At 62.5% G+C, this 21,637-nt stretch carries 20 protein-coding genes; 16 read left to right on the top strand and 4 right to left on the bottom strand.

The window, feature by feature from the left end:
- Positions 1-273: 273 nt before the first annotated feature.
- From IQ25_RS05635 to IQ25_RS05580, 12 genes are all read left to right on the top strand, one after another.
- Complete coding sequence (locus IQ25_RS05635) at positions 274-1,797, top strand: aldehyde dehydrogenase family protein (RefSeq protein WP_144903562.1); 1,524 nt, start codon at positions 274-276, stop codon at positions 1,795-1,797.
- A gap of 39 nt (positions 1,798-1,836) precedes the next feature.
- Positions 1,837-2,871 carry a WD40/YVTN/BNR-like repeat-containing protein gene (locus IQ25_RS05630; RefSeq protein ID WP_144903559.1) on the top strand — a complete coding sequence of 345 codons (1,035 nt, stop codon included), beginning with the start codon at positions 1,837-1,839 and terminating at the stop codon, positions 2,869-2,871.
- Positions 2,858-3,322: a VOC family protein gene (locus IQ25_RS05625; RefSeq protein ID WP_144903556.1), complete on the top strand. Its 465-nt coding sequence runs from the start codon at positions 2,858-2,860 to the stop codon at positions 3,320-3,322. The genes IQ25_RS05630 and IQ25_RS05625 overlap by 14 nt, the downstream gene beginning before the upstream one ends.
- 65 nt (positions 3,323-3,387) lie before the next feature.
- Complete coding sequence (locus tag IQ25_RS05620) at positions 3,388-3,993, top strand: amino acid synthesis family protein (RefSeq protein ID WP_144903535.1); 606 nt, start codon at positions 3,388-3,390, stop codon at positions 3,991-3,993.
- Positions 3,994-4,003: 10 nt separating this feature from the next.
- Positions 4,004-4,924 carry an alpha/beta fold hydrolase gene (locus IQ25_RS05615; protein WP_144903532.1) on the top strand — a complete coding sequence of 307 codons (921 nt, stop codon included), beginning with the start codon at positions 4,004-4,006 and terminating at the stop codon, positions 4,922-4,924.
- Positions 4,921-6,483 carry an acetolactate synthase large subunit gene (locus IQ25_RS05610; RefSeq protein ID WP_144903529.1) on the top strand — a complete coding sequence of 521 codons (1,563 nt, stop codon included), beginning with the start codon at positions 4,921-4,923 and terminating at the stop codon, positions 6,481-6,483. Before IQ25_RS05615 ends, IQ25_RS05610 begins: the two co-directional genes overlap by 4 nt.
- Complete coding sequence (locus IQ25_RS05605; RefSeq protein WP_144903526.1) at positions 6,480-7,256, top strand: SDR family oxidoreductase; 777 nt, start codon at positions 6,480-6,482, stop codon at positions 7,254-7,256. Before IQ25_RS05610 ends, IQ25_RS05605 begins: the two co-directional genes overlap by 4 nt.
- A gap of 14 nt (positions 7,257-7,270) precedes the next feature.
- The gene (locus tag IQ25_RS05600) at positions 7,271-7,840 is read left to right on the top strand and encodes a cytochrome b (RefSeq protein ID WP_144903523.1); all 570 of its coding nucleotides are present in this window, start codon (positions 7,271-7,273) and stop codon (positions 7,838-7,840) included.
- Positions 7,841-7,871: 31 nt separating this feature from the next.
- Positions 7,872-9,305 carry an NAD-dependent succinate-semialdehyde dehydrogenase gene (locus IQ25_RS05595; RefSeq protein ID WP_144903520.1) on the top strand — a complete coding sequence of 478 codons (1,434 nt, stop codon included), beginning with the start codon at positions 7,872-7,874 and terminating at the stop codon, positions 9,303-9,305.
- A gap of 28 nt (positions 9,306-9,333) precedes the next feature.
- Positions 9,334-9,765: a carboxymuconolactone decarboxylase family protein gene (locus IQ25_RS05590; RefSeq protein ID WP_144903518.1), complete on the top strand. Its 432-nt coding sequence runs from the start codon at positions 9,334-9,336 to the stop codon at positions 9,763-9,765.
- 306 nt (positions 9,766-10,071) lie between these two features.
- Positions 10,072-11,352, top strand: coding sequence for a PepSY-associated TM helix domain-containing protein (locus IQ25_RS05585; protein WP_158637672.1), 1,281 nt, complete (start codon positions 10,072-10,074; stop codon positions 11,350-11,352).
- Positions 11,353-11,373: 21 nt separating this feature from the next.
- Positions 11,374-13,656, top strand: a complete 2,283-nt coding sequence (locus IQ25_RS05580) for a TonB-dependent receptor (RefSeq protein ID WP_144903512.1) — start codon at positions 11,374-11,376, stop codon at positions 13,654-13,656.
- A gap of 105 nt (positions 13,657-13,761) precedes the next feature.
- Here IQ25_RS05580 and IQ25_RS05575 read toward each other — a convergent pair whose 3' ends face one another.
- Genes IQ25_RS05575 through IQ25_RS05565 form a run of 3 tightly spaced genes read right to left on the bottom strand, consistent with a single transcriptional unit; the run spans position 13,762 to position 15,580 of the window.
- Positions 13,762-14,376 (bottom strand): hypothetical protein, encoded by a 615-nt coding sequence (locus tag IQ25_RS05575; RefSeq protein WP_220094523.1) that lies wholly within the window; start codon positions 14,374-14,376, stop codon positions 13,762-13,764.
- Entirely contained in the window at positions 14,373-15,056 is a 684-nt protein-coding gene (locus tag IQ25_RS05570) for a HupE/UreJ family protein (protein WP_144903509.1), read from the bottom strand. The genes IQ25_RS05575 and IQ25_RS05570 overlap by 4 nt, the downstream gene beginning before the upstream one ends.
- A gap of 29 nt (positions 15,057-15,085) precedes the next feature.
- Positions 15,086-15,580: a hypothetical protein gene (locus tag IQ25_RS05565; RefSeq protein WP_144903506.1), complete on the bottom strand. Its 495-nt coding sequence runs from the start codon at positions 15,578-15,580 to the stop codon at positions 15,086-15,088.
- 286 nt (positions 15,581-15,866) lie between these two features.
- Here IQ25_RS05565 and IQ25_RS05560 point away from each other — a divergent pair, with 286 nt between their 5' ends.
- The 3 genes from IQ25_RS05560 (at position 15,867) to IQ25_RS05550 (ending at position 19,135) form a co-directional block, all read left to right on the top strand.
- Positions 15,867-17,954, top strand: coding sequence for a TonB-dependent receptor (locus tag IQ25_RS05560; RefSeq protein WP_144903504.1), 2,088 nt, complete (start codon positions 15,867-15,869; stop codon positions 17,952-17,954).
- 149 nt (positions 17,955-18,103) lie between these two features.
- Entirely contained in the window at positions 18,104-18,577 is a 474-nt protein-coding gene (locus tag IQ25_RS05555) for a DUF6644 family protein (protein WP_144903501.1), read from the top strand.
- Between the two features lie 54 nt (positions 18,578-18,631).
- Complete coding sequence (locus IQ25_RS05550) at positions 18,632-19,135, top strand: DUF6644 family protein (RefSeq protein WP_144903498.1); 504 nt, start codon at positions 18,632-18,634, stop codon at positions 19,133-19,135.
- 3 nt (positions 19,136-19,138) lie between these two features.
- Here IQ25_RS05550 and IQ25_RS05545 read toward each other — a convergent pair whose 3' ends face one another.
- Positions 19,139-20,215: an AraC family transcriptional regulator gene (locus tag IQ25_RS05545; RefSeq protein WP_144903495.1), complete on the bottom strand. Its 1,077-nt coding sequence runs from the start codon at positions 20,213-20,215 to the stop codon at positions 19,139-19,141.
- Between the two features lie 229 nt (positions 20,216-20,444).
- Here IQ25_RS05545 and IQ25_RS05540 point away from each other — a divergent pair, with 229 nt between their 5' ends.
- Positions 20,445-21,614 (top strand): tyramine oxidase subunit B, encoded by a 1,170-nt coding sequence (locus tag IQ25_RS05540; protein WP_258536957.1) that lies wholly within the window; start codon positions 20,445-20,447, stop codon positions 21,612-21,614.
- Positions 21,615-21,637 lie beyond the last annotated feature (23 nt).

Here is a 21,637-nt window from a genome sequence, read left to right as displayed (position 1 = left end):
CATCCAGCAGGAGGCCTTCTAGGGTTGCCCCGGTATCTGTCATGCCGCGTTCTCCCCATTGCGCACGCGGCCCACGGCAAATCGGCAGCGCGCTTCTGCATTGTCGATCATATGAAACAACCAAACTTAAAAATCCAGCATTGTTTACTTCATGAAGGTGCGTTATCAGGTGATTCGAAGTTGACGGGGCATGGCCTGCGCGCATCGATTTCTCGCAGCGCAGGCTTTGGCCGATCCCGGTTATCCCGCCGGTGGAAATTATGAGGAGGGGCAATGTCTGCACTCGCACAAGCCAGCGCATCCGATGCGTATTCCATTGCCGAACGGCTTGAAGCCGGGCTGAAGGGCGCGCCGCGCGGCCTGATCATCGATGGCAAGTCGGTCCAGTCGGTCACGGGCAAGACCTTTGCCACGCACAATCCGGCCACGGGCAAGGAAATCTGCCAGGTGGCCGAGGGCGGGGTAGAAGATGTCGACCTCGCCGTGCGGGCGGCGCGCCGTGCGCTGGAAAATCCGGCATGGCGCGATATGAGCGCGGTGGACCGCTCGCTCCTGCTCAATCGCCTTGCTGACCTGATCGAGCGCGATGCGCAGGAACTGGCGGTGCTGGAATGCATCGACAACGGCAAGCCTGCCACGCTGACCAAGGCGGTCGAGATCGAAGGGTCGATCAAGACCTTCCGCTATTTCGCCGGCTGGCCGACCAAGTTCGGTGGCGAGACGCTGCCGGTTTCGCCGCGCAGTGGCGCAAAGATCCTGAACTACACCGTGCGCGAGCCGGTGGGCGTGTGCGGGCTGATCGTGCCGTGGAACTACCCGATGTCGATGGCTGCATGGAAGGTCGCTCCGGCCCTGGCCGCCGGGTGCACCGTGGTCCTCAAGCCCGCAGAGCAGACGCCGCTGACCGCACTGCGGCTGGCCGAACTGGCGCTGGAAGCAGGCATTCCGGCGGGCGTGTTCAACGTGATCACCGGCTTTGGTGAAGCGGGCGCGGCTCTGGTCGATCATCCCGGCGTGGACAAGGTGGCGTTCACCGGTTCGACCGAAGTGGGCAAGGCGATCGTGCGCGGCAGCACCGGCAACCTCAAGAAGGTGAGCCTCGAACTGGGCGGCAAGTCGCCCCAGATCGTGCTGCCCGATGCAGACCTTGATGCGGCAGCGGCTTCGATCGCAGCGGGTATCTTCTTCAACCAGGGCCAGACCTGCACGGCAGGATCGCGCCTTTATGCCCATTCCGACATTCACGACGATCTGCTTGCCCGCATTGCCGATCATGCAGCGAAGCTGACCATCGGCAACGGGCTTGATCCTGCTGTGAACTTCGGCCCGCTGGTTTCGGAAGAGCAGTGGGATCGGGTCAGCTCCTATGTCGAGATCGGGCAGCGTGAAGGTGCCGAACTGGTCTGTGGCGGATCGCGTCCGCAGGGCCTGAACGAAGGCTTCTTCTTCCAGCCGACGATCATGGCGAATGCGGCCAGCAACATGCGCATCGTACGCGAAGAGATCTTCGGCCCGGTGCTGAGCGCGCTGAGCTGGTCCGATCCGGAAGACCTGGTGGCCCAGGCCAACGATTCCGACTTCGGCCTTTCGGCAGGCATCTGGACCAACAACCTCAAGCAGGCGCATCGCATGGCCGCTGCGGTGAAGGCGGGGACCGTGTGGGTCAACTGCTTCAACCTGGTCGACAATGCGACGCCGTTCGGCGGATTCAAGCAATCGGGCTGGGGCCGTGAACACGGCCGACAGGCGATGGAACTCTACAGCGAAGTGAAGAGCGTCTGGGTCAACCTCAGCTGATCCGTCAAGAAGCGCCAAGGCAGCAGGAACACGAAAACCATGAGCAAGACACTCATAGTCGCAACCGACGGACAGGCCGTCATGCGCAGCCACGACGATGGCAAGAGCTGGTATCGCATCAATATCCGGCAGGATCTTGAATACGATGACCGGGTGCGTTGCCTGCTGGTTGATCCCGCAAACCCGGAAGCGGTGTTTGCAGGTGCTGAAAAGGGCCTGTTCTATTCCGAAGACTGTGGCGTCCATTGGCGCCGGATCGATTGCGCGCTGAACGGCTATGCCGTGTGGAAACTGGCGGTGAGCGAAAGCGATCCGCGCGTGATGTATGCCGGAACCGGCGCACCATCGCGTTCGGCGCTGTTCCGTTCGATCGACGGTGGACAGACCTGGGAAAAGACCACGCTGGAAATGCCCGAGTTCTGCGAAGGCGTGAACCGCCCGCGTATGCTGGCGGTGGTTGTTGATCCGCATGATCCGAAGGATGTCTGGGCGGGCGTCGAGGAAGGTGGCCTGTGGCGCAGCCGCGATGGCGGCGACACCTGGGACCGCATCGACACGACGTGGTCGGAGTTCGGTGGCAATTCGGACCTGCACGACATCATGATCCTGCCGCAGGATGATGGCAGCACGGTGCATCTGGCACTGACCGTCATTGCCCTTTATCGTTCGACCGATGATGGCAAGACTTGGGACCGCACGCCAGCGAAGGCCGCTTGGGGTCTGCGCTATTCGCGCGTGATGCTGCGCAAGCCGGGCAGTGCAACGCAGATTGCCGTAGGCATCGGCGATGGCACGCCGGGCACGACCGCAGCGATCCTGACATCGGACGATGCGGGCCTGACCTGGACCCATGCCGCGCTCGACAAGCCATCGAACTCGTGCATGTGGGCGTTCGGTTCAAACCCTGCCGATCCGGATTTCCTGCTTGCCGCAAGCAAGTTCGGCTATCTTTACCGGAGCACCGACGGTGGTCGGAACTGGACCAAGGAATGGCGCGAATTCAACGAGATCACCGATCTCGCCTGGGTTGAAGGTGTGCCGCAGGATCTGGGGTTGCCGCATGTCACCAATTAATGTCGATCGCATCGCGCACATCGTCCTGTTCGTGCGCGATCCCGAAGCCTCGGCGCAGTGGTACTGCGACGTGCTGAACATGAAGATCACCGCGCGCGCGGGAGATGGCCCCTACAAGGGCGGCGTGTTCATGAGCTTTGGCGAGAGCGACCACGACATTGCCCTGTTCAAGGCCGAGGAAGGCGCCACCAAGGGCAAGGAGTTCGAGCATGTCGGCCTGATGCTGAAGAGCACCAGCATGGAAGACCTGCGCGCCAACTATGCCTTCTTCAACGAGCGCGGGGTCGAGATCGCCGAGATCCTCGATCATGGCGTGTCGGTGGGGATCTATTTCTACGATCCCGACGGCCACATGCTTGAGGTGTTCTGCCAGCGCGTGCCGCAGGCAGGGGGATTGTCGCAGGCCGAATTGAACCGGAACCAGGGGCAGGCCGATCCGACCAGCCTCTGATGGCAAGATTGACGTCGTGAGCTGCCGCAAAGGTGGCCACGACCAGAATTGACTGGGGAGTTATCATGACGACTTATGCCGCCAACTTTGGCGCCTTTCACATTCGCCGCTGGTATGCGCAGGTTCAGGAAATCTGGGCGGGCGAAACGGGAGCTGCCGCCGATGGCGCGCCCGTGTTCAAGTACATGATCGGTGCCTGCATCAAGAACCCTTACGCCGGCCAGTTCGTCGAGGACCTTTCAGGCTGGATCGATGCATCGCCGGAACTCGGCGTCGAAATCGGCCGCCGGCTCAACGCGCTTTCGGGCAATGCCAAGATCGAAAGCTATGGCAAGGCGATCCTGGTTGGCATCGATGGCGAATACGAGCACGGCAATGCCCTGCTGACCAATCCCGCTGCCAATCCCATCCGTGACGCGGTTGGCGGTGGCGCCTCGTGGGTGCCGAGCACCGGCAAGCGCGGCGTGCCGGGCACGATCCTCGACATTCCGCTGGGTCACAAGGACGCGCTCTATGTGCGTTCGCACTATGACACGATGAGCGTTTCGTTCGACGATGGTCCGAACCGCGACGAAGTGATCGTGTGCTGGGCCTTTGCCACGCGCGGCCGTCTCAACGCCCGTCTTGGTGGCCTTCGCGCAGAAGACGCCGAAGGCAATGGCCTGACCTGAGGGGCTGGCGATGACTGCACAGGTTCTCGATTCTCCGCCGCAGCCGGTTGCCCTGCTGGTTGGTGAGCGTACGCGCACGGTCTCCAACGGGGCGGTGAACATCCATGTCCGCGAGTGGGGCGATCCGGCAAAACCGGCGCTTGTCCTGCTGCATGGTCTGCGCGGCTATTCGGGAACCTGGCGCAATCTGGCGCGGGCCCTGTCCGACCGCTTCCACATGATCGCCTTCGATGCGCGCGGACGTGGCGAGAGCGATTGGGACCAAGGCCGGAATTACTATACCGACGCGTATGTCTCTGATCTGGAAGCGGTGGTGGCAGCATTCGGGCTCGATCGTTTCACGTTGATCGGGCATTCGATGGGCGGGACCACGTCCTATGTCTATGCCAACCAGAACCCGGAGCGGCTTGTAGCACTGGTGGTGGAGGACATCACCGCTGGCTCGTCCGTTTCGGGTGCCGGGTTCGAACGGATCGTCGCCGAGATGAAGGCGCTGCCAACGCGCTTTGCCGATTGGGGCGAGGCGCGGGCCTATTGGCGCAAGCTGCGGCCCAACGTGGGCGATGCCGCGATCGAAGAGCGCCTGTGGGAAAGCATGCGCGGCCAGAGCGATGGATCGGTGATCTGGCGTTATGACGCAGAAGGCATTGCTGAAACTCGGGTTTCGCCGGATCCGGCGAGGGTGGTGGACCTTTGGCCGGTAATCGCAGGCATTGCGGTGCCGACGCTGGTCGTTCGCGGCAGCAGATCGGATTTCTGCAATCTCGAATCCGTGCGCCAGTTGGAAGGGCGGAATGCCTTTCTGCGCCATGCGACCGTTGAAGGCGCATCGCATTATGTACACGACGATGCACCGCAGGATTTCCTGAGACTGGTAGAAGGCTTCCTTGCGGGAGTTGGCGCTGCATCTGCAGAAGGTAACAAGGCATGAGCAAGCGTACCGGCGCCGATGTGATGTTCGACGCGCTTTATCAGGGCGGGGCGGAGATCTGCTTTGCCAATCCCGGCACCACCGAGATGACCATGGTCAGCGCGCTTGCCCGCAACGGCAAGATCCGATCGGTGCTGAGCCTGTTCGAAGGCGTGTGCACCGGAGCGGCAGACGGGTACAACCGCGTTTCGGGCAAGGTGCCGTTGACGCTGCTGCATCTTGGCCCCGGCTTTGCCAACGGCATTGCCAACCTGCACAATGCGCGCCGTGCGGGTTCGCGGATCATCAACGTGATCGGCGACCATGCGACCTGGCATCTGGAATACGATGCACCGCTGACATCGGACATTGAATCGCTTGCCTCGCCCGTTTCGCGGCAGGTCATCCGCATGGCCTCGACTGCAGCCATCGCACAGGACGTTGACGCGGCCTTTGCGGCGACTTGCGAAGCGGAAGGTGGCGCGGCCACCCTGATCGTGCCGACCGACGTGATCGACGCGGAAGCTTCGGGAGACGTGCAGCAGCTTGTTGCACGGGCATGGTCCGGCCAGCCCGTGGGGGAAGAGAAGATTGCGCAGGCAAGGGCAGCTCTGGCAGCGGCGGACGATGTCATCGTGCTGCTGGGTGGCAATGCCCTGACCGAAGCAGGCGTGCGCGCTGGCGCGGCGCTGGCCGCGCGCCTTGGCGGGCGGCTGCTGATGGAGCCCTATCCCGCCATCGTCACGCTGGGCGGCGATTTGCCCGCGGTGGAACGCCAGGCCTACTTCCCGGACGACGTGATCGCGCAGATGGGCAACGCCACGGTCGTGCTGGCCGGATCGCGGATGCCGATCAGCTACTTCGGTTATGAAGGCTGGCCAAGCCAGCTGGTTGCAGAGGAACGCCTGGTCCGCCTGGCCGGGCCGGAGCACGACGCTGTCGGGGCCTTGCTCGATCTTGGCGAGGCATTGGGCGCGACAACGCTTGCCGTGCAGCCTGCGCCCGATCCTGCGGCGCCGACAGCCGATCGCGATGCGCCGCTGAACCCGGCGCTGGTGGTCGAGGAACTGCTGGCACAGCTGCCGCACGATGCGATCATCTCGCTGGAAGGTTCGACGCTTGGCGGACCGTGGCTGCGCAACGCGCACCGTGCGCGCAGGCACCGGGTGATGACCAACACCGGCGGCGCCATCGGGCAAGGGTTGCCCTGCGCAGTCGGCGCGGCACTGGCTGAGCCCGAGGCGCGCGTCGTTTCGTTGCAGTCCGATGGCAGTGCGCAGTACACTCTGCAGGCGCTGTGGACGATGGCGCGCGAGAACCTTGCCGTGACTGTCATCATGGCAGCCAACCATCGCTATGCGATCCTGCAGACCGAGTTGACCCGCGCCGATGCGCCGCTGGACGATGCGGTGATCGCGGGGCTGACCCGGCTCGACAATCCACGCGTTGACTGGACCGCATTGGCTGCGGGCTATGGCGTGAAGGCGGTTCGCGTGACGACTTCTGGCGAACTGGAAGCAGCCTTGCGCGATGGCCTTGCGCACGATGGCCCAATGCTGATCCAGGCTGAGCTGCCATGAGCACCGATCCCGTAGCCATCGTGACAGGTGGGAGCGGCGGGATCGCTCCGGGCATCGTGCGGGCGCTGTGCGATGCGGGGTTTGTCGTCGTGATCACCGCGCGCGGACTTGAGCGGCTGACGGCTGCGGCCGAGGAACTGGGCAAGCATGGAACTGTGCTTGCGCTTGGCTCGGACGCTACCGATCCGGTGAGCATCCGGCACATGGTCGACAGCGTGCTTTCGCGCTTTGGCCGGATCGACGTGCTGGTTAACGCCGCGGCAAGTTCGAACCCGATCGGCGGAGCGATCGAACAGGTCGATATCGACATGTTGATGACCGATGTGGACATCAAGGTCGGCGGATACTTGCGCTATATTCAGGGCATCGTCCCGGTGATGAAGGCGCAAGGGGAAGGTCACGTGATCAACATCGGCGGGCTGACCGGTCGATCGAGCGACACTTTGAGCGGATTGCGCAACGTGGGCGTGGTGCACCTGACCAAGGTCCTGTCCGATCAGCTCGGTCCCTTCGGCATCAGCGTGAATGCGGTGCATCCCGGCATCGTCCGTACGCCGCATCTGGTCGAACTGTTCGACGAGATGGCCAAGGAGCGGGGTGTCGATGCCCAAGTGATCGAGGCCGAATTCACGGCGGACATCCCGACCGGCGCCATTCTCGATGTCGATGCCGTGGGGCGGATGGTGGCGTTCCTTGCAGGTGCGCCCGACTGTTCGATTACCGGCCAGTCATTGACAGTCGATGGTGGATATTCTCGCGGCATCTATCTTTGAAGGGGACAAGGACAATGGCAGGCGAAATGGCTCAGGCAACGAAGTACCCGCTTTCAATGCGCGTTCTGCATTGGCTGCGCGCTGTCATCATCCTCGGTCTGATCTGGTCGGGCTGGTACATGACCAGCCTTCCCGAAGACACGCCGATGGCCACCTTCGACCTGTTCTACCCCAACCACAAGCAGTTCGGCGTGCTGGTATGGCTGCTGGCGCTGGTGCATCTGGCGATCCGCTGGAGCAACCGGGCAACGCTGCCGCATGAACCCGAAGCGCTGAAGCCCTGGGAAAAGACGCTTTCGCATGCCGTGCACCGGCTGATCATGCTGTTGACCGTGCTGATCCCGCTGCTCGGCTATTCAATGTCGGCCAGCTTCACGCAGAGCGACGGCGTGCCGTTCTTCTTCTTTGGGGAACTGCCGGAAATCCTGCCGAAGAACGACAATGCGTTCGAGATCTTCCAGGCACTCCACAAGTACAGTGCCTATGCGCTGCTCACGCTCGTCGCACTCCATGCTGCAGGCGCCATAAAGCATCGCATTCTCGACAAGGGCGGCGAAACCGACGTCCTGCCGCGGATGCTCTGACCCCGACAATCATACTATCAAGGCGAATGACATGACGGCAGATTCTGCCCTCGGACTGCTGCGTCCGGAAACCCTGGATGCAAACGAAGGTCTGCGGGTGCTCAATCCCGCCAATGGCGCGCTGGTGGCGATGGTCCGCCGTTATGACGTGGACGAGACCGCCGCGATGATCGATGCCGCCGATGTGGCGCGCCGCGAATGGGGCGCGCGCACCGCCAAGCAGCGCAGCGACGTGCTGCGCGCTTGGTACGACCTGATGGTTGCGCACGGCGAGGACCTTGCGCTGCTGATGACGCTTGAAAGCGGCAAGCCGCTGGGCGAGGCGCGGGGCGAGGTGAAGTACGGCGCTTCGTTCATCGAATGGTTTTCCGAAGAAGCGCGGCGCGCCTATGGCGAGGTCATCCCGACATTTGCGACAGACAAGCGCGTGCTGACGCTGCGGCAGCCGGTTGGCACCTGTGCCGCGATCACGCCGTGGAATTTCCCGCTGGCGATGATCACCCGAAAGGTGGCTCCGGCGCTGGCGGCGGGGTGTTCGATCGTGGTCAAGCCGGCCGAAGCCACGCCGCTTTCGGCACTGGCGCTGGAAACGCTGGCGCACCGGGCAGGCGTGCCCGAAGACCTGTTCCGCGTGGCCCCGGCGCGCAAGTCTTCCGCAATAGGTGACCTGTTCTGCACCCATCCGCTGGTACGCAAGATCAGCTTCACGGGATCGACCGAGGTGGGCAAGGTCATCATGGCCAAGGCTGCCGGGCAGGTTAAGCGGCTGAGCCTTGAGCTGGGCGGGAATGCGCCGTTCATCGTGTTCGACGATGCCGATGTCGATCTTGCCGTTGCCGGAGCAATGGCTTCGCGTTTCCGCAACGCTGGCCAGACCTGCGTATGCGCCAACCGTTTCCTGGTTCAGGCAGGGGTGCACGATGCCTTTGTCGAGAAGCTGGCAGCTGCAGTTGCGGCACTGAAGGTGGATGATGGCGTGGCATCGCCAGGGGCCATGGGCCCACTGATTGATGAGCGTGCGGTTGAACGTGTATCGGCACTGGTCGAACAGGCGGTGGGTGAAGGCGCAAGGCGTGTTGGCGAAGTGCATGCCGTTCCCGCCGATGGCGCGTTCCACCCTCCGGTGGTGCTGGCAGGCGTGACCGAGGGCATGACGATTGCGGGCGAAGAGATCTTCGGACCTGTCGCGCCGGTCCTGCGGTTCGATACCGAGGCCGAAGCTCTGCGCATTGCCAACGATACGCCCTACGGCCTTGCCGCCTATGTCTTCACAGCAGATGCCGCACGCCAGTGGCGGATGATGGAAGGGCTGGAATATGGCATGGTCGGGGTCAACGACGGGCTGATCTCGACCGAGGTCGCCCCGTTCGGTGGCATCAAGGAATCCGGTTTTGGCCGCGAAGGATCGAGCCACGGTCTGGCCGATTACATGAACGTGAAGTATTGCCTGGTCGGCGGGGTCTGACCTGCCATCAACACGAAAGGGCATAGGCGTGGGCAAGGTCGGTGACGAAGATCGGTTCGAGCGTGGCCTTGCCCTGCGCAAGGACGTGCTCGGCGCGTCCTATGTCGAAAATGCAATGGCGCGGGCCGATGATTTCACCCGGCCGATGCAGGAGCTTTCGACCAGTTATTGCTGGGGTGAGATATGGTCCCGTCCCGGCCTTTCGCGGCGGGAGCGCAGCCTGCTGAACCTTGGCATGATCAGCGCGCTCAACCGCCCGCACGAGCTGCGCCTTCACGTGAAGGCCGCGCGCCGCAATGGCTTGACGAACGAGGAAATCCGGGAGGCCCTGCTGCAGGTGGCCGTTTACTGCGGAATTCCCGCCGGAATAGACTCCACGCGCATCGCCGCCGAAGCTCTTGCTGAATACGAGGCCGAACTTGCCAGCGCCGGTCCATCGGTGGGCGAGCGGCCGGAATAGCTGGAAACAAAGGCGCTCGAAGCCATCAAAAGCGGCCACCCTTTTTGCCTCTGGCCGAAAATACAATCTATCGGACCGCCGCCGCAATACCGCCAGCGCGGGGTCATGACAAACTCGAGACAAGGCTGATGGCTTAACGCCAGGCGCCTGATGACGACAGTTTTGGCACTCCGGACCGCGTATGCGGGATCGGGAAACCGGGACGCGCGCATGCGCGATTTCCCGGCTGCAGGCTGCTGCGCGTCATGATCTTGAACCGGGGGTTTTAGGGCAGTGGCAAAGGCAGGTCAGATCCGGGAGTTGACGGTGACGCTTCACCGTTACCTCGGGCTGTTGCTTGCGCTTTTCCTGATCATCATTGCTGCGACGGGCAGCGTGATTGCCTTCTACGACGATCTCGAGCGCGTCCTGAATTCACGGATGCGTGTGGTCGCTCCGCAGGCAAGGGAGGTCACGATCGCCGATGCACTGAAGATCCGTGCGCGGCTCGAGGAAGAAGACCCGCGCGCGCACGTCTTCTCGCTGCAGTTCCCGCAAAGGCCCGATGAGCCGCTGTTCTCGCGCGTGATGCCCGCCATCGACCCGGTTTCGGGCGCAGTCTCAGTGATCGATTATGACGAGGTCTTCGCCAATCCCTACACCGGCGAAAGGTTGGGGCAGAGGATCATCGGCAAACCGACGCTGCGCCCGCAGGGTGTGCCATCGTTCCTCTATTACCTGCACTACGCTCTGATATTCCCGCTGGGCATCGGCATCCTGATGATCGGGGTACTGGGACTGGTCTGGGCGGTGGCGAGCCTGACGGGATTGTACCTGACGCTGCCCGCGAAAGTGAAGCGGGGCAAGGCCGGCAACAAGCCCCGGCCATTCCACAAGCGCTGGGCGACATCGTGGAAAATCAGCCAGGGGGCGAACGGCAACCGCCTGCTGCTGGACTGGCACCGCGCGAGCGGACTGTGGCTATGGCCATTGCTGATGATGTTCGCGGTGACCGGCTTTGCCCTGAACCTTGGTGGCTATTACGGCAGCTTCCTCAAGCTTTTCGCACCGTACGAGCACTTTCAGGAACTGCCGCCGCGCGCGCCGCTGCCGGTGCCCCTGATCGATCCGCCGATTGACTGGTTCGAGGCGGCGGAACTGGGCCAGCGCTATTTCGCCGAAGCGGCAAAGGCAGAAGGCTTCACGCTCGGCAAAGCAGCCGCCATCGAATACCGGCGCGATCTGGGCGTCTATTTCTTCCTGATGCACACATCGCGTGACCTGCTGGACGCGCAGGGCAATCCGACGGAGACGGACTCCCCCGCGACCGCGGCAACGCTGGCCATCGATGCAAGCACCGGACGGATGCTGGGGCTGCAACTGCCGACCGGACAGCGCGCAGGCAACACGGTGACCAGCTGGATCATTGCGCTGCACGTGGCGGCCATCGGCGGACGCGCTTGGCAGATCGCCGTTTCGATATTCGGGCTGATCGTCGTCGGCATCTCGATGACCGGCGTGCTGCTGTGGTGGCGCCGGCGGAGCCAGCGGCCCGCCAGACCAAGGGTTTCGCCGATGGCGAGCACTTCAATTCCAAAACCAGAATAAAGACGTGAAGGGGAAAACGTAATGAGTGGCAAGTTCAAGCAAGTACTGAAATGCACGGCCGTGCCCTTGTCCGGCATGGTCGCGCTGGCCCTGCTGGCATCGCCGGCAGCGGCGCAATCGGCGGCCGAGGACACCGGCAGTGCCAATGAAATCATCGTGACGGCACAGAAGCGCGAGGAGCGCCTGCGCGATGTGCCGGTGCCGGTAACTGCCGTCGGCAGTGGCGATCTGATCGCCCAGAACCAGACCAAGGCGCAGGATTTCTTCGCCAGCGTGCCGGGCGTGAACCTGCAGTTCCAGAACAACCGCGCCCAGCTTTCCATTCGCGGCATTTCCACCGGCCCTGTCAGCGGCAACCCGGTGGTGGGCTACACCATCGACGATGCCCCGTTCGGAGCTTCGACCGGGCAGGGCGGCCTGTTCGGATCTGCACCGGATCTCGATCCTTCCGATCTCCAGCGCGTTGAAGTGCTGCGTGGTCCGCAAGGCACGCTCTATGGGGCAAGCTCGATGGGCGGCCTTGTCAAGTACGTGACGGTCGATCCGGACACCAAGGCCCTGAGCGGTTCGGTTGCCGCCGGTGCAAACCTGATCAAGGAAGGTGGCGAGGCGGGCTACAACCTGCGCGGTGCGCTGAATGTTCCGGTCGGTGAAACCTTGGCGGTTCGCGGCAGCGCGTTCGTGCGCAAGGAAGCGGGCTACATCGACAACGTCCGCAGTGGCGTCAAGGATGCGAACAATTCCAAGGTTTGGGGCGGACGCGTCTCGGCGCTGTGGAAGCCTTCGGATGCATTCTCGCTGAAGCTGAGCGGCCTTTACCAGATTCGCGATATCTATGGCTCGTCCAACGTCGATATCACGACCGGTTCGCTCTACAAGCAGACCGACCAGATCGGTTCGGGCCGCAGCCGCTCTGAAACACAGATGTACACGGCCGAGCTGAAGGCGGAACTGGGCGCAATCGACGTAACCTCGATCACGGCCTACTCACGTGCGCAGAATTACGATTTCCTTGATTTCACCGCCTCGCCGCTGGTCGAGTTTGCGCCGATCTTCCCGATCCTGTTTCCCGGAATCAGCCCGATCGGTGACGTTTTTCGTCAAGGCTACAATGTCGACAAGGTTTCGCACGAAACCCGCTTCTCGGGTTCGTTCGGCGACAACGTCGACTGGATCGTCGGCGGCTTCTACACCAACGAAGACGCGAACTACGATCTTGACAACTATGCTGTCGATCCGGCCACGGGCGCCACGCTGGGTGTCCCGATCAACGATGGCACCGGCCCACAGCGCGGCACGATCATCGTCTGGCGCGATACCATCAAGTTCAAGGAGTATGCAGGCTTCGGCAACCTGACCGTGCGTCTTTCCGATCAATTCGACGTGCAGTTCGGCGGTCGCTACAGCCACAACGATCAGGACATGTTCCACCACGAGTGGTTCCAGTTCGATCCCTATCCGAACCCGCCAGTCGAAGCCACGAACCGTCCGCAGGCCAGCGGCAGCGCGTTCACCTACCAGATCTCGCCGCGCTTCAAGCCTTCGCCCGATCACATGATCTATGGCCGTCTGGCATCCGGCTATCGTCCCGGTGGCACCAATGCAGTTTGTGGCCCGCTGGCGCTGCCGGCCAATGTTCCGTGCCAGTTCAAGCCGGACAAGACGGTGAACTACGAAGTGGGCGCCAAGGGCCAGTTCGCCAATGGCCTGTTCTCGTATGACCTTTCGGTGTTCAACATCACCTGGAAGGACATCCAGATCGTCCAGGTGCTTGATGTGTTCACCTATAACGGCAACGCCGGCCGTGCCCGCAGCCGCGGCTTCGAAGCCTCGTTCTCGTTGCGCCCGGCCGACGGCCTGACGCTGAGCGCGTGGTACTCCTACGTCGATGCCAAGCTCCGCGAGGAATTCGTCGATGCGAACTTCTTTGCGCAAGCGGGCGATCGCCTGCCGTTCTCCAGCCAGCATTCGGGCCGCTTCTCGTTCGATTACAAGACGATGGTCGATGAAGAGGCCGAGCTTTCGTTCGGCGGCGCGGCGACGTACGTGGGCGAGCGCAAGGGTGAGTTCGTGCCGTTCGAGGCAGCGGCTCCGCTGCGGGCGACCTATCCGGGCTATGTCCAGTTCGATCTCAATGCCTCGCTCGAGATCCGCAACCTGACGCTCAGCGCCTATGTGCAGAACCTGACCAACAAGCGCGGCGTGATCGGCGGCGGCTTCTGGAACCAAACGAGCTACAACACGAACTGGTTCAACTATTCCCAGCCCCGCACGGTGGGGATCAACGCAGAAGTGAAGTTCTGACGGCTCTCTCTCTGCCAGCCTTGCCGAAAGACAGGGCTGGCAGATACCTTGAAGGCCGCAGCGGTGCGCGACTGCTGCGGCCTTTCCTTTGGCTGCAATCCGGGATCAGCTTGCTGGCGGTGTCAGCGCGCGATCCTGCTCGCCATGTGGGCCGAACAGCTTTGAGCCGCTGATCCTGCCCGAAGTGTCGAGCGTGATGCGCACGGTCGAAAGCGTGCGGTTCTGCCAATGCCAGCCATGGATGCCGGAAAAGGCGGCGACATAGCGCCCGGCCTGCTGGTCGGCGCGGGTAACGGCGTAGCTTTCGGTCAGAGCCTCGCCGCCTTCGAACGGGTGGGCGTGCATATCGTAGTTCAGTGGGCCATCGGCCTTCCATCTGAAGGTGATGGGTGCGCCCTTGTCGAGCACGTACTTGAGCTCGATCTCCTCGTAAGGTGCAAGCTCGTATGTAAAGCGGTCCTTCGGACCCGGTTCTGCCGCTTGCGTGCCATTGCCGGGCGTGAAGGCGTCCGGGTGCTGCTGCCCGCGCTTCAGGGCCTCATCGGCCTGTGGATTTGCCATCGACGAGAGCCCGCTGCTTTTCCCGAAGCCTGTCGGATCGATGCCGGTCTCGGCGGGGAGGACGAACAGCACTACTGCTGCGGCACCTGCCGCCAGAGCGATGGCTGTCCCCCAGAAGAGCGCGCGGCGTGATGGCCGGTCAGCCGGTTCGCTGGTCATGAGGCTATGTACTCCGATGTTTGCTGGAACATGATGATGAGCCCGCAGGCGACGAGCAGTGCGCTGGTCAGCCGGGCGGCACTGGTGAACGAAGCCCCGCTGCGCCACAGGCCAAGCAGGGCGACAAGGGGCAGAAGAACAAGGATCTGCCCGGTTTCGACGCCAAGGTTGAAGGCAACAAGATTGGTCAGAAGGCCATTCGCAGGCATCGCCAGATCGATCAGCTTGGTGGCAAGCCCGAGGCCATGGAACAGGCCGAAGACAAGGATGACGAGGCGCTGATCAGGGCGCAGACCGAGACGGGCAAAGCCGCCGAGGTTGTCGACACCCTTGTATACCACCGACAATCCGATGATCGCATCGACAATGTGGGCATTCGCGCCGATGCCGGTCAGCACGCCCAGGAGCAGGGTGGTTGAATGGCCGATGGTGAACATCGAAACATACAGCACCACATCGCGGAAGGCACGCAGGAGGAGGACCACGCCAAGCAGGAACAGGATATGGTCGTACCCCGTCACCATGTGCTTGGCACCGAGATAGAAGAACGGAAAGAATGCCGGCCCGCTTACCGTCTGGACGAAAGCCCGGTCGCTGCGCGCCACGTCATGCGCAAAGGCGCTGTCGGGCGCGAGGACGATTATCAGCGCGAGCAGGGCCAGAGCCGGAAGGACCGGCAAGCATGGCCATCGGTCGCCCGGCTTCCCGATCACTTCGCGGGTGTTTCCGCGGCAGTTGCCCCTGCTACGGCAGGACTGCCGCCACCGGGTGATGGCATGTAGACCTCGTGGCAGGCGCTGCACACGTTGTAGATCGATCCGCCGATCTGGAAGACCTTGTCGGGATTGCGCTCTTTCGCGGCCTGTTCGGCCTGTGTGGCAATATCGGTGAGGCCCTGCGCGTAATCGGCCCAGTCGGTTCCGCGCCCGGCCGAGACGGCGGGGCTTTTCATCTTTTCGCCATATTCGCGCAGCTTGGCGGCGGCTTCCTGCGTGCGCGCCCAATCGGCATCGGTCTTGGGTTCAATCTTTCGCGATCCGGCGGCATCGGAAATGTACTGTACCGAATTCCAGTAGGTCTCGGCCGTTGGTTGCACCTGCGTGGCCATGAGCGCCTTTACATCAAAGGCCACCGGCGTCGGTTGGTTGTTGCAACCTGCCGAAGCCAGGGCAAGCAGAAGTGGAGCAGCGGATTTCAGTTTCACTTGGGTCCCTCCCGGAACGCACATCCTTCGGCGTCGTCGCAAGTGTGCCCGGATTGACAGGATTGCCGTAGATTTTTCCGGTAACCGGGCAGTTACACCCTCGTTACACAACTCTATCACGATGAAATTAAAAGGTTTTGTCAAATGGACCTGTGACGGAACTGCGTGAAGGGGGTGAGTGCTCCGGCAGGCCATGGCCGTTGCAAACCGTTCGTAACTTGTCTGCGTGATCATCGCGGACAACCCCGAGGGCATTGGCTGACTGTCAGCCTTGGGGAGAATCCACATGCAAGATGCCACAAGAGCGTCATCTAGCGCGTCACGCCTGCTCCGGGGGACGTGCCTTCTGACCCTGGTCCTTTTTCCTGCTGCGGTCAGGGCTGAAGAGGACGATGCTGCCGACGGTGCCAGAGGGCAGATCGTCGTCACCGCTTCGAAGCTCGACATGATAGGCGTGGCCGCAACTGCCAGCGAAGGATCGATTACCCGGCAGGAGATAGAGCAGCGCCCGGCCTATCGCGTCGGCCAGTATCTGGAATCGATACCCGGCCTGTCGGTCACGTCGCACAGTGGCGAGGGCAAGGCGAACCAGCACCTGCTGCGCGGGTTCAACCTGGATCACGGAACCGATTTTGCCACCTGGATTGACGGAATGCCCGTCAACCAGCGCACCCACGCCCATGGCCAGGGCTACACCGACGTCAACTTCCTCCTGCCGGAAATGATCGGCGGGATCGACTATACAAAGGGTGCCTACTTTGCATCCGAAGGTGACTTTGCGGCAGTCGGCAGCGCGCATCTCTGGTTGCGTGACACGATGCCGCTGACGCTAGGTCTGGGGGCGGGAACCGTGGGCGACCGGCGCGTCTTTGCGGGCGGATCGACCGACTTGCCCGGCGGCAGCAGGCTGCTGGCCGCAGCAGAGCACTTTCGCCTCGATGGGCCATGGGACAATCCTGACCGCCTGCGCCGGTTCAACGCCGTGTTGCGCTGGTCTACCGGCACCCAGGCCAGCGGCGCATCGATAACGGCGATGGCTTACGACGGCAGGTGGAACGCAACGACAGACCAGCCCTTGCGCGCGGTCGAAGCGGGTCTGATCGGGCGGTTCGGCTCGTTGGACCCCAGCGACGGAGGAAAGGCCTCGCGCTATTCGCTGTCGTTCAGGCTGGCTCAGGAACTGGGTGAATGCGACCTTGAGATGTCCGCCTATGGCGTGCGCCAGCACATGACGCTGTGGAGCAACTTCACCCATTATCTCGACAACCCGGTACGTGGCGACCAACGCGCGCAGAACGATGCCAGGTGGATCGGCGGCGGAGGCGCAACGCTGCGGGTGCCCTTTACGGCGTTTGGCGCAAGCCACACCCTTACGTTTGGAACGCAGGTGCGTGCCGATGTGATCGACGTCGATCTTGCATCGACCGAACAGCGGGTGCCCTTTTCGGTCGACCGCGACAATCGCGTCGATGAGCTGAGCGTTTCGGCCTACATGGAACATCGCGCCCAGTGGACGCCGTGGCTGCGCACGGTGATCGGTTTGCGCGGGGATCACTTCCGTACCACCGACCGGGACAGGCTGCGCGACACGGTGGGTCGTGAAAACGCCACTCTGGCCCAGCCCAAGGCGAGCGTCGTGCTGGCTCCGTGGCAGCACACCGAATTCTACCTTTCAGCCGGGCGTGGCTTCCATTCCAACGATGCGAGGGCGGGGCTGATCGAGGATGAGCAGGGGCAGGCCAGCTATGTCCGGCCGCCCTTGCTGGTCCGTTCCAGCAGCTATGAAGTGGGAGTGCGCAGCAATGTGATCCCACGCCTGACGCTTACCGCAACGGCCTTCCGCATGGATTTCGATTCAGAGCTGACCTATTCAGCCGATGCGGGGCAGACCGAGGCAGGTCGGCCAAGCAGACGCAGGGGCGTGGAATTCACTGCCCAGTATCGTCCGGCACCCTGGCTTGAAATCAACGGCAACCTCGCCTTCAGCCACGCGCGTTACACCGACGGGCCGCTGGCAACCCGCTTTATCGAGGATGCGCCGGGCTTCATCGGATCTGCAGGAATCCTGGTCGATGGTTTCGGCCCCTGGTCGGGCAGTCTGGTCTGGCGGAAGCTGGGTGCGCATCCGCTGGTCGAGGACAACTCGGTACGCTCCCCCGGCTATTCGCAGGTCAACCTGGCGCTTGCCCGTCAACTTGGTTCGCACCTGACGCTGCGGGCGGAGGTGTTCAACCTGCTTGGCAGCAAGGATAACGCGGCCGACTACTATTACCGTAGCAGGCTGAATGGCGAGGGCGCCCAAGGCGCGGAAGATCTGCACTTCCACCCGCTCGAGCCGCGTTCGCTGCGTGTCACACTTTCTGCAGCGTTTTGAACACCATGGCACACCGTTTCGCCAGCGTGTGTCGCGGTATCGTACCGTTTCAATCTGTGTTTGCCGCCGTGGGTTCTGCATGGATCGTGGGCACGCAGGCGCCCGGTACGGCGCAATGGCCACACATCAGTTTTTCGGGAGAATGAGGCATGTTCATCCAGTCCTTCGGGGAATGGCTTTACGATACGCCAATATCGACGACCTTTCGTGATATCACGTGGGTCATACCTGCGGTGCAGAGCATCCACATCCTTGCCATTGCGGTTGTCATCGGATCGGCACTGGTTTCCGAACTGCGCCTGGCGGGCCTGATCGCCACGGATGAGGCACCCGGCAATGTCGTGCGGCGCTATCTGCCGTGGATCTGGCGAGCCCTGATCGTCCTGCTGGCAAGCGGCACGCTGCTGATCGTGGCAGAGCCGGCGCGTACGCTGGGCAACACGATCTTCTGGGTCAAGATGGCGCTGGTACTTGGTGCCTTCGTTCTGACGTTGGCCTTCCGGCGGCCTTTGCTGGCTGCGCAGGCAGGTGATGCTGCGACACCGGCAAAGCCGATCGCCTTTCTGCTGCTGGCGGTCTGGGTGGTCGTGATCTTCTGCGGCCGTTTCATCGCCTACACCTGAGCCTTTCGCCAAGCGCCCAAGCACACACCAGTTTTCAGGGGGAGATACCCGCCCATGTCACTCGAAACCACGCTCCAGCAGATCTATGACCTGCCGATTTCCGCTTCGATCCGCGAGAACGTCAACGCCTTTCCGCTGATCGAATCCCTGCATGTTCTGGCAATCACGCTCGTCTTCGGGACGATCCTGATCGTCGATCTGCGCCTTGTCGGCGTTGCTTCCCATCGCCGCAGCGCGGACCGGCTGATCCGCGAGCTTCTGCCCTATACCTGGGTTGCCTTTGCCCTTGCCGTGATTTCCGGCGTATTGATGTTCGTTTCCAACGCGCCTGCCTATGCCGCCAACCTTGAATTCCAGCTCAAGCTTGTGGCCATTGCCTTGGCCGGGGTGAACATGGCCATCTTCCATTCAACCGCCCATCGCCGCATTGCGGATTGGGATACGGACCTGCCGCCCCCGGCCGCCGCCCGCGTTTCCGGCTTCCTGTCGCTGGCGCTGTGGACGGTTGTCATCGTGCTGGGCCGCTGGATCGGCTTCACGCTCGACGTTCTGTTCTGAAGCCTATTCCGGCGGATCATCCTGCCGAAGGAAGCGGCCGGGGGAAACCCCGGTCCATTCCTTGAACGCTCTCGAGAAGGCGGCCGTGTCGGAATAGCCGAGCTGTTCGGCCGCCACGGCAAGCGAAATTCCCGACTTCGAAAGCATCGTCTTGGCGCGTTCCTGCCGGGCTTCCTGCAGGAGTTCGCGGAACGACGTGCCCTCTTCGGTCAGGCGTCGGCGCAGCGAGCGCTCGGACAGCTTCAGTTCCGCCGCGACCGATGCGCAGTCCACATGGGTTCGACCCAGCCAGCGCGCGATGACATCGCGCGTGAGATCGACGAAGCTGTCGCTTGGCGTGGCCTCGGGCCCCATCAGATCGAGCAGGTGCCATTCGAGGATGGTGCGCAGCTTGCGATCCTCGGAAGGGATCGCGCTGGCAAAGGGCATGTCGAGATCGGCATTGCGCAGAACCAGCCCGTTGGCGATCTGATTGCCATGGACCGGGCAGCGAAAATGCTGCACCAGTTGATCCTGCCGCCCGGCGATGGAGTGTTCGAAATGAACTTCCACCGGGTTCCACTTCGACGAGGTCAGCTGCTTGGCCAGATTGACGTAGCCCGAAATCGCAAACTCTGCGTCCTGCACGCGTGGCCAGATCTTGGCGTCCTGAATGCGGTAGCTGTAGGTCGTGGTTTCGTCGTCGATCGTGCTTTCGAAAAGTGTCTGGCTCTGCAACCGGGACTGGAACAGCGCGAGGTAATCGAGTGCACCGCGCAAGGTGCCTGAGGCCCGCAGCAAGGCATAGAAAGGGCCGAGCTCGGTCAGCCCGAACGAGGACCCCATGGCAAGGCCAAGATAAGGGCGGTCAAACTTGGCGGCGGCGCTTTCCAGCAAGGCGACATAGCGGTGCAACGGCACGCGTTCGTATGGCGTTTCCTGCTGCGAATGGAACATGCCGTGATCCCGCAACAGCGGGTCGATGCGGCGGCCAACATCCTCGAGCGCGGTGAACAGCGCGCTGAGAAACAGCAGGCGGATCGTGGCCTGACTGCCCTTGGCAGGCGCTTCGACGGTATTGTCCCGAACATCGTCCGTCATTGTTTCTTCTCCCCGAGTTGGCCGATTCTGCAAAGGGGTCATCCCGACCTGCAATTTACTCTGCCTGTGCGAAATCCGAAAACCGCCAAAGTTTGGAAATCCGGCGATCGATACCGGAAAATCACCGGAATGCGCGGAAAGTGAGGCGTGAGTGTCTGATCAGATAATCGTCAATGAAGTCTCCGGATCGGATGCCTCTGTCAACACCTTATCCAAAGGGAAGAGTGCTTTGGCCGACTTGGCAAGTTCTGCAGATCGTGCCGCGGCGCTGCCAGCCATCGATTTCATCTACCTGTCCGAACCAGACATGATCCGTGCTGGCGTGACCGACATGCCAGCCTGCGTCGATGCGATGGAAGAGATGTTCGGCCTGCTGCACCGCGGCGATTATCGCATGGCAGGCGGCAACAACAACCAGCACGGCGCGATCATCGTCTTCCCCGACGATTCCCCGTTTCCCGACATGCCCAAGCCGACGACGGACCGCCGGTTCATGGCGATGCCGGCCTACCTTGGCGGGAGCTTCCGCACCGCCGGGATGAAGTGGTACGGATCGAACATCGAGAACCGCGACAAGGGCTTGCCGCGCTCGATCCTCACGTTCGTGCTGAACGATGCCGATACCGGGGCACCGCTGGCCTACATGTCGGCCAACCTGCTCTCGGCCTACCGCACCGGGGCCGTGCCAGGCGTCGGGGCGCGGCATCTGGCGCGCAAGGATTCGCGCGTGGTGGGCATTGTCGGCCCCGGCGTGATGGCTCGCACCTCGCTTGAAGCGTTCATGGCGACGTGTCCGAACATCGATACGGTCAAGATCAAGGGGCGCGGGCAGGCGAACCTCGAGGCGTTCTGCTCGTGGGTGGCGCAGAAGTTCCCGCAGATCACCACGGTGCGCGTGGTCGGCACCGAGGAGGAAGCCGTGCGCGATTCCGATATCGCTACCTTCTGCGCCTCGGTCGCCACAGGCGATCCTTCGATCTACCCGACTGTCCGCCGCGAATGGGTGCGGCCCGGCACATTTCTTTCGATGCCGGCCCCGTGCAACATCGATCAGGGCATGGAAGCACCCGAGATCCGCAAGGTGCTTGATTTCACGGGGCTTTACGAAGCCTACGAGGAGGAAATGCCCGCGCCGGTCCACCGCTTCATTCCCGCCGTCGGCGTGCGCTGGTTCGACCTTGCCGGAGAAGGCCGTATCGCGCGCGAAAGTCTTGAAGACCTCGGCCGGATCGTTTCCGGCGATGCGCCGGGTCGGCAGAATGACGACGAGATCATCATGCTCTCGGTTGGCGGCATGGCGGTGGAAGACGTGGCCTGGGGCACGCACGTTTACCGGCGGGCCATTGCCGAAGGGATCGGCACACGCCTCAACCTCTGGACCGAACCCGCGCTCAAGTGAGCTGTGGCGTCCCAATTCAATTG

Origin of the sequence: Novosphingobium taihuense (genome assembly GCF_007830315.1) — a bacterium.
Classification (GTDB): domain Bacteria; phylum Pseudomonadota; class Alphaproteobacteria; order Sphingomonadales; family Sphingomonadaceae; genus Novosphingobium; species Novosphingobium taihuense.
The sequence above is the reverse complement of the archived record's forward strand: the minus strand, read 5'-3'. Positions and strand labels throughout refer to the sequence as shown.

Coding starts and splice junctions, on each gene's coding strand:
- IQ25_RS05635 (WP_144903562.1), top strand. CDS start 274: ATGTCTGCACTCGCACAAGCCAGCGCATCCGATGCGTATTCCATTGCC.
- IQ25_RS05630 (WP_144903559.1), top strand. CDS start 1,837: ATGAGCAAGACACTCATAGTCGCAACCGACGGACAGGCCGTCATGCGC.
- IQ25_RS05625 (WP_144903556.1), top strand. CDS start 2,858: ATGTCACCAATTAATGTCGATCGCATCGCGCACATCGTCCTGTTCGTG.
- IQ25_RS05620 (WP_144903535.1), top strand. CDS start 3,388: ATGACGACTTATGCCGCCAACTTTGGCGCCTTTCACATTCGCCGCTGG.
- IQ25_RS05615 (WP_144903532.1), top strand. CDS start 4,004: ATGACTGCACAGGTTCTCGATTCTCCGCCGCAGCCGGTTGCCCTGCTG.
- IQ25_RS05610 (WP_144903529.1), top strand. CDS start 4,921: ATGAGCAAGCGTACCGGCGCCGATGTGATGTTCGACGCGCTTTATCAG.
- IQ25_RS05605 (WP_144903526.1), top strand. CDS start 6,480: ATGAGCACCGATCCCGTAGCCATCGTGACAGGTGGGAGCGGCGGGATC.
- IQ25_RS05600 (WP_144903523.1), top strand. CDS start 7,271: ATGGCAGGCGAAATGGCTCAGGCAACGAAGTACCCGCTTTCAATGCGC.
- IQ25_RS05595 (WP_144903520.1), top strand. CDS start 7,872: ATGACGGCAGATTCTGCCCTCGGACTGCTGCGTCCGGAAACCCTGGAT.
- IQ25_RS05580 (WP_144903512.1), top strand. CDS start 11,374: ATGAGTGGCAAGTTCAAGCAAGTACTGAAATGCACGGCCGTGCCCTTG.
- IQ25_RS05575 (WP_220094523.1), bottom strand. CDS start 14,376: ATGACCAGCGAACCGGCTGACCGGCCATCACGCCGCGCGCTCTTCTGG.
- IQ25_RS05560 (WP_144903504.1), top strand. CDS start 15,867: ATGCAAGATGCCACAAGAGCGTCATCTAGCGCGTCACGCCTGCTCCGG.
- IQ25_RS05555 (WP_144903501.1), top strand. CDS start 18,104: ATGTTCATCCAGTCCTTCGGGGAATGGCTTTACGATACGCCAATATCG.
- IQ25_RS05550 (WP_144903498.1), top strand. CDS start 18,632: ATGTCACTCGAAACCACGCTCCAGCAGATCTATGACCTGCCGATTTCC.
- IQ25_RS05545 (WP_144903495.1), bottom strand. CDS start 20,215: ATGACGGACGATGTTCGGGACAATACCGTCGAAGCGCCTGCCAAGGGC.